This window comes from Bacillus sp. SRB3LM (assembly GCF_015712745.1).
Lineage (GTDB): Bacteria > Bacillota > Bacilli > Bacillales > Bacillaceae_G > Bacillus_A > Bacillus_A thuringiensis_K.
This window is the reverse complement of sequence record NZ_VWVQ01000021.1, coordinates 162,965-176,984: the sequence shown is the minus strand read 5'-3', so window position 1 is coordinate 176,984 and position 14,020 is coordinate 162,965. Positions and strand designations below refer to the sequence as shown.

Genomic DNA, 14,020 nt, shown 5'->3' with positions numbered 1-14,020 from the left:
ACAACAACGACCTTTTTGTATTATTTTTAAATTTCACTTTGACTAGTTAAACTTTATTACTGCCCTTGTTCCATATCATGCAATATTGCTCTATGTAAAAACTGTGCGTATTGTTCTCTCGTTACCTTCATAGACGGACCGAATTTACCTTCTCCGATTCCCATTGTAATACCATTTGTTTGTACTGCACTAATTGCATTCGTTGCCCATGAATTTGCTGAAACATCATTAAAGTTATGAGATCCTTTTGCCTGTAAGTCAAAAGCATTCGTAAGAACTTGTGCCATTTCCGCACGCGATAACGTTGCCTTCGGTCTAAAGTTTCCATTCTCGTCTCCCTGGAAAATTCCGATTTCCGTTAAAGCCAATATCTCCTCGATAAAGCTTGTTGAATTTTCATCGATATCTCCATATGGGTTTTCATATTCATCTTGTTCTTCCATATCAAACACACGGTAAATTAAAGCTGCAACTTGCTCACGTGTTACATTATCCCCAAAACCGAATATTCCATCACCATATCCCAAAATGATTTCTTGCTCCGCTAATTCATGAATTGCCTCATATGCCCAATGTCCTTTTGGTACATCTTGAAATACAATTGTATTTGTTTTTTGCAACGGTGCACTTTCCGCTTTTACACTATCACTCTCTGCTGAGAATAACACCCCACCCATAATTGTTAATGCTGTAGCTGTTTTTAATAATTTTTTGCTCATCCAATTATCTCCCCAATATGCATATGTTTTTTTAAAAATATACAGAATAAATGGTATAGAGACAATATATTTTTCGACACATTTCGTGACGGTTTTGTGAATCATATTACACATCATGTCTTTTTCATCGGGTTGATTATAAAGCTTGTGTATAACCATAAAAATACATAAATACGAATAATAATTCTTTTTAAACAAACAAAAAAGCACAACTATTTCTATTTGTGCTTTCATAGTTCACTCTACTTCCAATCCTCTTTCAAATGATAATTAATAATCGCATTATTAATAAACTGAGCATATTGTTCTCTAGGTACAGGGCGATTTAATTCATACATGCCATTCCCAGTTCCTCTCACAACATTATTAGATTGTAACGCACTAATTGCATCTTCTGCCCAGTGACCTTTTGGAATATCTTTAAATGTATGTTTTTGTTTCGTTTCAAAATTAAATGCTCGTTTTAAAATGACAGCCATTTCCGCTCTAGAGATTGGTGCTTTCGGCCTAAAATCCCCTTGGCCATCCCCTGTAAAAACCCCACGTTTTGTTAACGCTAAAATTTCCTTTTTAAAAGTGGTTGTACTATCAGAAACATCTTTATATGGATTCGCTACTGGCCCTTCTTCTTTTATCTCAAGTGTTCTGTAAATAGTCCCAGCTACTTGTTCACGTGTTATAAGATCGCCAACACCATACTTCCCGTTTCCATACCCTAATATAATTTTATGATACGCTAAATCCATAATAGCATCATATGCCCAAAATCCGTATGGAACATCTTCAAACACAATCATTTGTGGATACTCTTCCGCTTTTACAGGCATCACATTCGTCCCTGCAAATATACCTCCTGCCATTGTCGCAATCATCATTACACCCAATATTTTTTTCTTCATTATCCTCTCTCCCTATTTCATTCAAATAAAATGAACTTCATTGTTTCAGGAGTACTATTTTTTGGTGAATGTAAGATAAAATGCAAATCTTCTAGAAGAAATATTTCCACTACCTTTCTGCTTTATGCCTCCTTCTTTCTTTTTCAAAAAGGAAGTTGTTACATCTAAGGTGTTATATACTAAAACATTCTACAATTTCTTTATAAACTCCTTTTCACTTTATAACTTCCCTTTATTGGCACCTAAAGGAGATACCTAATGGAGGCTACTATATTGATAGTTTATATTTCAAGGGTAGCATTTTTCGCTGAATTTTGAGGTGGGGGTCTTACTGCCCAGCAAATAACGGGATAAAAAAATCATCCTTTTTTCTTAAAAGAGGATGATTTTTTTATCTTTATTAACACTCAAATATGCTACTACTTTTGAAGAGTAAATTGGGCAACTATTTGTTTTAGTTTTCCTGCTGCGTTATGCATATGTTCAATTGAAACCGAAATCTCTTGAACAGATTTTTCTTGCTGTTGAATAGACTCTTTTACCCTATCAGTTCGGTCAGATGATCTTTGGGAAATTTGAGCCATGTCTTCTGCAGAAGCCGAGATTTCCTCACTACTCGCTGCAATTTCATCTGTTGACATAGATACCGTTTGAATTTGCTCAGATACTTGCTGTACTTTTTCTGTAATTGTTCCAAATACTTTTTCTGTATGCATTACTACTTGTGTGCCTGCCTGTACCTCATTATCTACTTTCCCCATCATATGTACCGTATGGTTCGTTGTTCCCATAACTTGAGTAATAAGATTCTCAATTTGTTTTGCAGAATCACTAGATTGTTCTGCTAATTTCCTCACTTCATCTGCCACAATTGCAAATCCTCTACCACTTTCACCAGCACGTGCAGCCTCAATTGCAGCGTTTAATGCTAATAAATTAATCTGGGAGGTAATACCTTGCATCACATCAATGATTTTAACAATTTCTTCTGATTGTTCTTTCATAGTCTCTACTTGTTTCACACCGCTATGTACCGAATTTTGGATTGTATCCATCTGTTGAATCATTTGTTTCATTAATTTGTTACCATTCTCTGCATCTAATGCTGATTGAGCAGATAATTCATTTACAGAGGATGATGTATTGACTATACTCTGCATTCCTTGTGTCAACTCTTCCATCGCACCCGCAGTTTGTTCCATTGCTTGCATTTGACTTTCTGCACCATTTGCAACTTCTTCAATATCCATAGTGATTTTCTTCGCTGCACTACTAGATACTTCTGATGCAGATACTACTCCGTCTGCATGTTGGAATAAAAGCTGAATATTATTCTCTACTTCTTGCATATTTGTTCTTAGCCCTGCAATCATCTCGTTAAAATTACTTACTAATACACCTAATTCATCCTTAGCAGTATAATCACCATGTACGGTTAAATCTCCTTCTTTCGCTCTTTCCATCATACGACTAACCGTTTGTAAAGGAGCAACTATAAGCTTGCTAATAATATAACTTACTATACATATAACGATTGTAGTAACTACTACAAGAATGATAAAGGTAATAACGGATCGATCAATCATTTTTTGAGAATCTTTAAACACTTGATCAGCTAAGTTTGAAACATACGATTCTAGATCCACTGCATAACCAGCTAACTCTATTCCCTTCGGTTTTAATTCCTTCTGAAATTCATGTACCATTTGTGGCTCGTTTGTTGCCTTCGCCTTTTCAAATATTTTTTTATATGTATCTTTATAACTTGGTAAAGATTTCTTCATCTTCTGAAACAGTTCATCCTCTTGCTTACTTAAATTAAAACCATCATCATATTCTTTTAATAAAGAATCATATTTTTTAAGATCCTTTTCAATATTATCAATTATTCCCTCTTTATTTGCTACTTCATTTTGTGATGCCGTAATTAATTCTAATAAATTATATTCTAGTGAATTTTGTGTGCGAAGCATTCCTTCTAATAAAATTGCAGAATATTGATAATCATCTACTACAACCTCTGTATCATGCTTAATCTTATTAATAGAACTAATTGCTACACTGCTTATAATTATCATACCTAAAACTGCTAATGAAATAAGCGACAATAATTTATATTTCACTTTTAAATTTTGTAAAAAATACATTTTTTCACCTTTATTCCTTTATATATAGATTTTTAGAATTTTATAGCTTATTATTTACAAAATCACAATAAAAAGCAATGATAAATATTCCCAATATGAAACTTATATCTCTATAAAAAAAGAAGTAGCTATCATGCTACTCCTTTTTGCTTTGTTTCTCATATTGTTCAAACGTATGAATTCTTTCAAAAATTGGTGGGTGCGTGTATAAGAAAAATTTCACTAACGCAGGCGGATTTACTTGGCTTAAACTTGTTTTTGATAAATATTGAAAAGTTTTCACACCAGATTTCCCGTCCTTCGTCATATTTAAAGCATATTGATCTGCGGCTCTTTCTTCTATACGTGAAACGTAGTTTGTTGCTGGTTGTGCTGCAAAAGAGAGTATAGAAGAAATTAAGAAAAATAAAGGTAAAATGGAGAAACATGCCACTTTTGAAATTTGCAATGTATCTCCCCATTTGCGAATACACATATTTATAATACGACTAATTAAAAACATACCTATAAACGATAGCAACACATAACTTGCAACGCCAAAATATATATGCTTCATAACATAATGTCCCATTTCATGAGCCATGATAAATAAAATCTCTTTATCTTTTAACTGCTTAAGCGTTGTATCCCACATTACAATACGGGCGTTAGGGCCAATTCCTGTTACGTAAGCATTTAATGCATTCGTTTTTTCTGACATATTTACTTCATATACGTGTTTAGCAGGAATGTCCGCTTTATCTGCTATCGCTAAAATTTTCGTTTCTAATTCTTTATTTTTCAGCGTTGAGAAGTCATTATACAGCGGATCAATAACGACAGGCTGTATGAATGTTAAAAAGATTGTAAATGGAACAGAGAGTGCCCACCCTGCTAGCCACCATCTCTTCGGAAATTTACGGATAAGCCATAATAGAACGATAACTACGATTAACATAGTCGCATAACTTTCCCAAAAACCGATAACATGATCTTTTATCCAGCTTTGTGTACTTTGTGTTGAAATGCCGTAATCAACGGACACTTTCCGGCCAATCCATTGCATCGGTAAGGCAAGCACTGTTGTCAGTAATGATAAATAAAAGAAATAAATCGCAACTTGCAAGACACTTATTTTAGTCGTTTCCTTCGACCATTTCTCAAACTTTCTTGAAATACCTAACACAAGTACAAATAATAAAATAATCCATTCAAGAGGCGTCGCTAAAAAGTATAGTAAATTTTTCACGCGCGAATAATCTTGGCTTAGCGTAAGCTCTCTCGCACTCATAAACGTTTCTGGATCTGCACTCGTTCCTTTATACATGTCCGGAATAAGTTCATGATTCCATCCAAATAAATACCAATATATAAGTAACGCAAATCCAACGTACAAAAAAAGCGACCAACCGATAACCTTCCTCACGCTATTCCCTCCTCTATGCTGCCTGTCTATTATTATTGTAAGTTCGTACACGCTAAAATAGAACAAGCTTATTATGTGAATTGCGCTGAATCTTTTTATTTACATAAAAAAACTCTTCTACATAAGAAGAGTTTTACCTATTTTTAAACACTTTCTTCGGTTCATAATCCGGAATAAGGATCGCACTTACAAACCAACACGTATCCTACTTACTGTTTAGATAACATAAAGAGCCTCTTTAAGGAAGTACATCTATTAATAAACTAAAATCTTGTAAAGAGAAAGAACTATATTTCATAATACCCTGTACAGCTAAAAGTAAAACAAGACCGATCACACACATATAGTTAACGCTTTCTTCACTCTTTTTTTCAGTAACGACTCCACCACTTATACATAAAATCCCCAACAAATGGAGCGCTAAATACATGAAAAAGTAAGCTTCCTCCCAGCGCAAAATAACATTCACTGTCGTTATTAACACTAGACTAAGCAAAATCAAATAAAAAAACTTATTTGATGATATCGTTTCATTCATATGATTTTATACATCCCTTTCAAATTTCGAATTAATGATGTTTCAAAGCTATAAAGTAAATGATTGTTTTTATACCATAAAACAAAAGGAAAGCCACCATTACTTTCTCGAATACTTTATGAATCCACATATACTTCTCTTCATTCTTTCTGAAGATGCGCTTCATCATTTCTTCTACAATTAGACCAAATATTAGTAAAACCCCGAACACAATAAGAAGAGAAATAATATTTTCTTTTAAATGAGTACTAGAAAATAAGTAATACTCTGGAAACACAATCGTATCTACTACAGGTTGAAGCCAATGACAAAAGCTTTTATCACACATATCTGTGATAGACGTAGCATCTATAATATCTTTTAATATTTTTTCAACCGTCTTCTTCATCTTATTTACTCCCGACTACATCTGAAAAGCTCTTTTCCTGCTCTGCATATATAACTGGCACTTCTTTACTCCAATACTTGCGATTAACAAATAAAAAGATAAGTACTAAGTTTAATCCTGTTATAAAAATAATAAGTCCAGGAAAGAATGTCGTATAATTTGAGAAATCGGCAAAACTCATAATTTTTTCTCTACTTATTAGAAAAGACGCACCTATTACAAATGCATTGTTTAACATATGTATTGCAATTGGCATGAGTAAACTTTTCGTACGAATATATACAATCGACAATACGATGCTGAATATGGCTGCACCGAGGAAATCAACATGTAACAACGCAAACAATATTGCTACAACGATGGTCGCTATGCTCGTTCCCCATTTTGTGGCAAAACGTTGAAGTAAAAATCCGCGAAAAACAAATTCCCCAATAACTGGTGCGATGAATACGACCCTAATGACTTGAGATACATATCCCCCAGTACTATCTACAATCGGTTCATGCAGGGCATTCATAATAAAGTCCGGTGTAATCCATGCAAAACTATACATATACAAAATAAGATACCCGTAACTAAACATGCATAACATAACCGTAATGTATAAAACTTGCACCAAGTTAAATGTTTCATTTTTATTAATAAACAATGAAAATGAAATGTGATGCTTTCTATACTCATAAAAAATCCATACCATCGGAAGGATATAGAATATAAGGGTATTTATAAAAGAAGAATTTTGTATATGAAATATACTTGTTAGCAAATCGCCACTACTTCTCGCTATTAAAATTAATAGTGCAAATACAATTAAAAAATATCTAGCTCGCATCACTTGAAACGGATTCACACTCATCTCCTCCCCTATGTTACTTTTATCATATCATTTGATTCTTAATTTTTTGCGAAAGAAAACCTTAAAATTTCCTTAAAAATTCCATAAGTTACAAAAGGATGATATGATATTCGAGAAAATTAGGAGGGATGTTTATGTACCAAGCAAATATTTTACTCGTTGATGATGAAACTGCAATTTTACAATTACTAACTACCATTCTTGAAAAAGAAGGTTTTTCTCATATTACAACTGCAACATCAGCTGAAATAGCTTTATCTCTAACTAAGGAAAACAATTACGATTTAATTATTTTAGATGTAATGCTTCCTGGACAATCTGGTTTTGATATTTGTCCAATCATTCGCCAACAAACAGATTGTCCCATTTTCTTCCTATCAGCAAAAGCATCTGATTTAGATAAAATATCTGGATTTTCATACGGTGCGGATGATTATATTACGAAGCCCTTTAATCCATTAGAAGTAGTAGTACGCATGAAAGCACAGCTTCGGAGACATATGAAACAAACCGTTCCACACGAGCAAAAATCACACTCGATTTCATTTGGAAGATTTGAAATTGATCAGCACTCTGCAGAACTAACAGTAGATGGGCATATTGTCGAATGTTCCGCTCAACTCTTTCAACTACTACTCTTCTTTTGCGAGAATCCAAACTACGTATTTTCGAAAGAGGAAATATATGAAAAAGTTTGGGGAGCACCTGCCTATAATGGCGATGACAACACTGTTATGGTCCACATTCGAAAACTACGTGAAAAAATTGAACACGATCCAAGTAAACCAGAATATATAAAAACCGTTCGCGGGCTTGGTTATAAGTTCGTTACAAAGTAGGGTGACGATATGAATTTTAATAAACGACTTATTATTCAATTTATCATGCAACACGTTTTTGTTTTAGTTACATTACTTATCGCTGTAGTTGCTGCTTTTACTTATTTAATTTTTCTTCTTACTAGTACTTTATACGAACCTAATATTCCAGATTCTGATAGTTTTACAATTTCAAGATACATCTCTTCAGAAGATGGGCATATTTCATTACAATCTGAAGTGCAAGATTTAATAAAAGAGAAAAATGATTGGCTCCAAGTTGTAGATGAAGACGGAAAAATCCTCTACCACTTTAATACACCAAATGATGTTCCGAATGCTTATACGAAGACATCTTTAGTCGCATACATACAACATCATATCGAAAGTAATTATAAATTTACATATTGGGAAATTGAATTAGAAGAAAAGAAAGTACTTGTTATTTATGGTGGTATGTTAAAAAGCAATGCGTTACTGACAGCAATTCAAAAGGATCATTCCTCTTTAACGATGGATTCGTTCACATTAACAGATCAAGAAAAACAGTTACTGTCTAAAGAAAAAGCAGCACTTCAAATATTTAATCAAAATGGCGAAGAGGTTTTTTCCTATCCAACTGGAAAGAAAAAAACATTTTCAGCAATACAAATTGCCCTTAATGAAAAAGAACCGTGGAATCATAAAGAAAACACGTCTAGCTTTTACGATGCAAATAGTGGCAACCTTCTCGTTGTAACTGCAAAAAATGAGCACTACTATCCAGATGATGAAATGGAAGATGTATTTACTAAGAAGTTTCTCATCGGATGCGGATTAATCCTTCTTATCGTATTTGTTTATTTAGTCATTCTTTCTATTTGGTACGGTAATAAATTCGGGAAACCGTTATTACATGCGATGCGCTGGCTTAAAAATATCGCTGGTGGAAAGTATGAAGAACCTATTAGTAAAAAAGGAAAACCTGTCAGGTTCCGGCGATCTGGTAAAGAAAAATGGTCATTCCGTTTGTTTAGAGATGTGACAAGTTCACTAGAACACCTTTCTATTACACTCAAAAAAAATGATGCGATGAGGCAAGTACTCCAGCAAACACGAGAAGAATGGATTACTGGTCTAACGCATGATTTAAAAACACCACTTAGCTCTATATATGGCTACGCATTATTACTTGAATCGAATCAATATAACTGGACTGATCGTGATATTCAGCAATTTGGTAGTGTTATGAAAGAGAAATCTCAATATATGACGACATTAATTGATGATTTAAGCTTAACGTATCAATTAAAAAATAATAGCCTTCCTGCACAGCACGTAAACGTTGAAATCAATCAGTTCGTTCAAAAAGTATTATTGCAATTTATTAACAATCCAACACTCCAAAATCAAAATATTGAATTCGTACCGAGCTCAAATAAAATTCAATATTTCATTGAAGAAAAATGGTTTCAGCGTATTATCGAAAACTTACTCGTAAATGCTGTAAAACATAATAACGAAACGACTAATGTCATCGTAAAACTATCACAAAACGCTAATTCCTTTACACTCTCCATTTCAGATGATGGAAAAGGAATGGATGAAAAAACGAAAGAACTTCTATTTGAACGATATTACCGCGGAACAAACACAGAAGAAAGCAACATCGGAACTGGACTTGGCCTAGCCATTACAAAACAGCTCGTTCATGCTCATAACGGGACAATTTCCGTTGATAGTGCACTCGGAAAAGGAACGACGATTATTCTTGTATTTCCGTTTCGTTCGTAGGAAAGACGCTATGTGGCGTCTTTTTTCTTTTCTGGGAGAGTTTTGCGGTAATTGAAATTATGCAGATCGTTTTTTTGAGGTGTTTTAGCGGTATATGAAATTATATCAGCGATTTTTTGAATATATCAGCGCAACTCGAATTATATCAGCGATTTTCGAAATATATCGGCGCAATTCAAAATATATCAGCGATTTTCTAGATATATCGACTTACCGACAAAAACCGACAATACTAACCTACCTCCCTACTATACAAAGTAAAAATAAAACTATTAACAAATACATTTCTAAACTGTTATACTATAAATAGAAGTATAAACTAACTAAGTTTTGCATAAAATGAAGTAGACGAGGTGCTTCCAACACCCCGTCACTGCAACTAATTACCGTAAGGTGGAAGGTTGCAACTAAAGCTTATTTGCGCTTAGAAGACTTCCCACGCTTCGCAGGCAGACGGGTGGTCTTCTTTTTGCGCTTTTTTGCCGTTAATTTCTTAAATCCCAAAACTATACCTTCTCTAGCTATAGTTTTTGTGATTTCCAACAAAATTTGCAAAAGAAATTCCATACGATTACACCTCCTTTCTTCACCAAATGAAGAAAGGGCATAACCTTCCACCCACAATATTTAATTGCTATTTTATTTTACCATTTTCATATGTATTACAGATAAAACAATACAAATTTAACAATCCACTTATAAAAAAAGCGAACCATCTCTCAATGATTCGCTCTTACCCTATTATTTTTTCTTCACCGGTATCCAAAGCTCTACTTGTGCAAACTCACTCTTATCTTCGTGGCAACGCTCATCGTACAGTTCAAACTCTGTAACTCCGCAATGTTCATATCCTGAATGCGGGAACCATTCTGAGAATACTGCATTCCAAGTTTGGTGAATAGACGATACCATTTCTTTATGAGGAACTTTCGGCGTTGTAAATACTACATATGTTGCTGCAGGGAAAGTACGCTTTGCAATTTCATTTGGTACATTTTCAAAGTCTGTAACTTCCATTCCAATAATATAAGTGAAGTCCCCTGTTTCTAAATTAAAATCAGTACATAATCCAAGCTCTACCCATTGGCTCGTATCTTTACGATTCGGAATCGTTGTTCCAAGATCTTTTTGTAAATATTCTTGCCAAAATGCTGGGATGTCTTGATGGTTTTTCCCTTCTTTACTTGTCGTCTTCAGTTCATAACCTGCCATTAAAAATTCTGGTTTATTTACAATACGATATTCCATTTGTATGCCTCCTAAATACGGATTTAATTTTCTTTGCTTTACATTCACGCTGTAATACATCGGTGTTTCAATTTCTTGTTTTCGATATTCACTCGGTGTCATTTGAAATAATTTCTTAAAGGCTCTCGTGAACGTTTCGTGAGATTGAAAGCCATGCTCAAATGCGATATCAATAACTTTTTCATCCGTATGAGAAAGTTGATAAGCTGCCCGAGCTAACCTCCTCTTTCGAACATACTCCATTACTGTATCACCTACTAATGCCTGAAATACACGATGAAAATGCGACTCAGAAAAACCTGCAATACGTGCTAAATTACGCAGCGTCTGTTTTTCCATTACATCTTCCTCAATATAATCAATTGACCTTTGAATTTGTGTTTCATAGCTTTCCATCTCTGTTCACCCGCCTTATATGTATTATGATAAAAGAGAATCCTATCCAATTCTTGACGTTTTTTACTATAATTCCATAAAAAATTGTAACTTTTTTATATGTATTTCGTTGTTATGTATGAAGGGAGGGAAATGTAGTGAAACGCAAACAATCATTAGAAGACATTTACTCCGAGCATATGCAAGATTTATTTCGCTATCTTCTCTCCCTAACCGGAGATTCCCACTATGCGGAAGATCTCATGCAAGAAACATTTTACCGAATGCTCGTCCATATTGATTATTATAAAGGCGAAGAAATTAGGCCGTGGTTATTTACAATTGCCTACAATGCCTTTATCGATTGGTATCGAAAAGAAAAGAAATATAAAACAACAGAAGTTGCAGAATTCCATTTACCAAACGTTCCAAGTACAGAACATGCATATTTCGTAAAATTTGAGATTGCTAGTTGGTTAGAAAGTTTATACGCTCTTCCGCTCGAAAGACGAAATGCCCTGCTACTACGAGATTACTATGGATTCTCCTATAAGGAAATAGCAGAAATGACTGGTCTCTCATTAGCGAAAGTGAAAATTGAATTACACAGGGGACGAAAAGAAATAAAAAGCATAAAGGAGTGATACAGATGGGCTGTGCAGAATTTAAAAAACTATGGAAGAAGTATGAAAATGGAACGCTCACGCATGATGAACAAGAACTGTTAGAAAGTCATATTGAGTCATGTGAAGAGTGTGAAGCTTACTTAGATGAGCTGTTAACAAAAACAGAACCAATTAAGAAAAAGTTACCTCCAAAAGATCTTAAAATTCCGTTTTGGAGAATTAAGTGGAAACATCGTTTACAAACGTTTGGTTTTATATTATCAATTTGCATCGTTATCTATATAATCGGCGGGGTATTATCAGCCTTTTATTTTCAAGCTAATAATGATAAAAGGCTAAAAGAAATTAGAGAGGTTCCTTCGCTTGCACTTGAAGCAACTATCCCAAATAGCCGCGTTATGGGAGGCGGAACAAGTGTAGAAGCTTTTTTCCGTACGAATAGCCAATTTGATTTAGTAAGAACCATCGGTAAAAAAGAAATGCCCCTCGGTACAATAGAAACAAAAAGCTTCTTATCATCTGTAGATATCACGAAGCAAACTTGGATGAATCCGTTCTATCAACCAAAACTCTTCTTTGTTCATCCAAAAACAGAGCAGGGTGATTATTTAAAGGATTCATCAAAAAAAGTATGGGATACACTTGCAAAAGTACATGATGGAACCGTTGCAGAAGTAGCAATTTCTTTTGATAAAGCTTACACTTTAAAAGAATTAGAACCGCTTTTATATAGCATATTCGAGGCACAAGAACTCCCTCCAACTCCTGTATGGTACGCTTTAGATACAGGACAAGAAAGAAAAAATGTAGATGACTATATCCTACATGGCGGAGAAGCTATAGGGTTTCCAGAACATGTAAGATTCCTCGATAATGAAACTGACGGGCAGAAAACGCAAGAAGACAAAGTAACCGAAATGATGCGCGTCCTTTCTATCCATAAAAAAACGGTAAGCAAAATAGCAGCGCTTTCTGAGAAAGAACTAAACTTAGATAAACGTTATCAATATGTAAAGGATAACGGTGTAAAAGTATACGGAATTGTTATTACTGGCCCATCGAAAGAGTTATTAAAATTACAAAACTCCCCGCACGTACGTTATGCGACTCTTGGAGATATTGAGATTTGGAATTGGTTTGATCATTAATAAAAAAGAAGTAGCGCTCTAAAAACGATGCGCTACTTCTTTTTTAATTCGAAATCACTTTCACATACATCCCTCTCACCGCTTTTTCATAAGCAATATCACTCATCTGTCTTATGTTTTCTGACACAACAGACGACTGAACGATTTTCCCTTCACGAAGTAACGGCGGATCAATAAGACGCACTTTATTTTTCTGATGTAAATCATAATCGTTTCTATCTTCTTTTACCTTTACATTTCGATGAACTTTGCTTAATAAAGCTTCTACTTCGGGGTCATTACATTGCTGCAATTTCGAAATAAGCTCCTCATCTTCAAGAAGAAAATCATCTGCATGAATAATCCTTTTATGAAGAGCTACCTTTAACGTTTTCGCTAACATATCATTTCCGTAAATATTCATTGGTTCCATAAAGAAATCGATTACTTCCTTGTAATACGTTTCTGTAAACCATTCTGCCATTTCGACACTTTGAACAACCATTTTCCCATCTACAGCGATGACATCTTCTAAAAAACTGTGAACTTCTTCTAAAGAAACATACCCATATGTATACATATCTCGTAATGTATAATCCACTCTGTCTGCGCATAATTCTGGTGCTGACCTTTCGAGTAACGTCCACTTCGAATCATCTAACAAAATATCTTCATAGTTATAACCATACTTCGCAAGAATCGCTGGAATTTCTGAGTTTTTCACAACAGAACTAAATATCTCTTCATGATAACTTTCATCTTCATTATCAAAAACGTAATCAATCACATGGGAAAAAGCAGTATGTGATACGTCATGTAGTAAACCAGCAATCTGTTCTTCTACTGAACCACCTAGTTTTTTCACTAATAACATAACACCAACTGAATGATCAAAGCGCGTTACATTCCATTTCTCGTTCATTAAGTAACTTGCGCCTGCTTGATGAATTCCCTTTAGTCTTTGCATAGACTTACTTGAAATTAATTCTTCTACTACTTGATCCACTTCAAATTCTCCGTATAGTACATCTGATATGATCACTTACAATCCCCCTTTATTTTAATCGAGTCTTATAATCTTATCTCTTTTATGAAATTAGC

General features: G+C 34.3%; 14 protein-coding genes and 1 pseudogene. 4 read left to right on the top strand and 11 right to left on the bottom strand.

The annotated features are described in order from the left end of the window. Positions 1-56: 56 nt before the first annotated feature. The 8 genes and pseudogenes from F3I02_RS14120 to F3I02_RS14090 form a co-directional block, all read right to left on the bottom strand. Positions 57-824: an S-layer homology domain-containing protein gene (locus tag F3I02_RS14120; protein WP_116777462.1), complete on the bottom strand. Its 768-nt coding sequence runs from the start codon at positions 822-824 to the stop codon at positions 57-59. 137 nt (positions 825-961) lie between these two features. Next, complete coding sequence (locus F3I02_RS14115) at positions 962-1,618, bottom strand: S-layer homology domain-containing protein (protein ID WP_046945922.1); 657 nt, start codon at positions 1,616-1,618, stop codon at positions 962-964. Between the two features lie 419 nt (positions 1,619-2,037). Further along, the gene (locus F3I02_RS35130; protein WP_406940645.1) at positions 2,038-2,829 is read right to left on the bottom strand and encodes a methyl-accepting chemotaxis protein; all 792 of its coding nucleotides are present in this window, start codon (positions 2,827-2,829) and stop codon (positions 2,038-2,040) included. A gap of 156 nt (positions 2,830-2,985) precedes the next feature. Then, positions 2,986-3,765: pseudogene (locus F3I02_RS35125) on the bottom strand (MCP four helix bundle domain-containing protein); the annotation flags it as partial. Positions 3,766-3,901: 136 nt separating this feature from the next. Beyond that, complete coding sequence (locus F3I02_RS14105) at positions 3,902-5,170, bottom strand: M48 family metallopeptidase (protein WP_196478086.1); 1,269 nt, start codon at positions 5,168-5,170, stop codon at positions 3,902-3,904. Between the two features lie 238 nt (positions 5,171-5,408). Continuing rightward, on the bottom strand, positions 5,409-5,708 hold the full coding sequence (locus tag F3I02_RS14100; RefSeq protein ID WP_002163887.1) for a DUF2101 family protein: 300 nt from the start codon (positions 5,706-5,708) through the stop codon (positions 5,409-5,411). Positions 5,709-5,739: 31 nt separating this feature from the next. Next, positions 5,740-6,096: a hypothetical protein gene (locus F3I02_RS14095; protein ID WP_000754328.1), complete on the bottom strand. Its 357-nt coding sequence runs from the start codon at positions 6,094-6,096 to the stop codon at positions 5,740-5,742. Between the two features lies 1 nt (position 6,097). After that, entirely contained in the window at positions 6,098-6,946 is an 849-nt protein-coding gene (locus F3I02_RS14090) for a CPBP family intramembrane glutamic endopeptidase (RefSeq protein ID WP_001067990.1), read from the bottom strand. Positions 6,947-7,086: 140 nt separating this feature from the next. Between F3I02_RS14090 and F3I02_RS14085 the strand changes: the two genes are divergently transcribed. Beyond that, positions 7,087-7,791, top strand: coding sequence for a response regulator transcription factor (locus F3I02_RS14085; protein ID WP_000283861.1), 705 nt, complete (start codon positions 7,087-7,089; stop codon positions 7,789-7,791). Positions 7,792-7,800: 9 nt separating this feature from the next. Further along, positions 7,801-9,543: a sensor histidine kinase gene (locus F3I02_RS14080; RefSeq protein ID WP_046945926.1), complete on the top strand. Its 1,743-nt coding sequence runs from the start codon at positions 7,801-7,803 to the stop codon at positions 9,541-9,543. A gap of 414 nt (positions 9,544-9,957) precedes the next feature. Here F3I02_RS14080 and F3I02_RS14075 read toward each other — a convergent pair whose 3' ends face one another. Both F3I02_RS14075 and F3I02_RS14070 read right to left on the bottom strand, forming a co-directional pair. Further along, complete coding sequence (locus F3I02_RS14075) at positions 9,958-10,110, bottom strand: hypothetical protein (protein WP_000394945.1); 153 nt, start codon at positions 10,108-10,110, stop codon at positions 9,958-9,960. Positions 10,111-10,284: 174 nt separating this feature from the next. Beyond that, a complete protein-coding gene (locus F3I02_RS14070; RefSeq protein WP_046945927.1) occupies positions 10,285-11,187 on the bottom strand; it encodes an AraC family transcriptional regulator in 903 nt (300 codons plus the stop codon). A 137-nt stretch (positions 11,188-11,324) separates the two neighbouring features. Here F3I02_RS14070 and F3I02_RS14065 point away from each other — a divergent pair, with 137 nt between their 5' ends. Together F3I02_RS14065 and F3I02_RS14060 are read left to right on the top strand one after the other, a co-directional pair. Next, positions 11,325-11,810, top strand: coding sequence for an RNA polymerase sigma factor (locus tag F3I02_RS14065; RefSeq protein WP_196478085.1), 486 nt, complete (start codon positions 11,325-11,327; stop codon positions 11,808-11,810). 5 nt (positions 11,811-11,815) lie between these two features. Then, positions 11,816-12,940: an anti-sigma factor gene (locus F3I02_RS14060; protein WP_046945929.1), complete on the top strand. Its 1,125-nt coding sequence runs from the start codon at positions 11,816-11,818 to the stop codon at positions 12,938-12,940. Between the two features lie 43 nt (positions 12,941-12,983). Here F3I02_RS14060 and F3I02_RS14055 read toward each other — a convergent pair whose 3' ends face one another. After that, on the bottom strand, positions 12,984-13,961 hold the full coding sequence (locus F3I02_RS14055) for an HD domain-containing protein (RefSeq protein ID WP_046945930.1): 978 nt from the start codon (positions 13,959-13,961) through the stop codon (positions 12,984-12,986). Positions 13,962-14,020 lie beyond the last annotated feature (59 nt).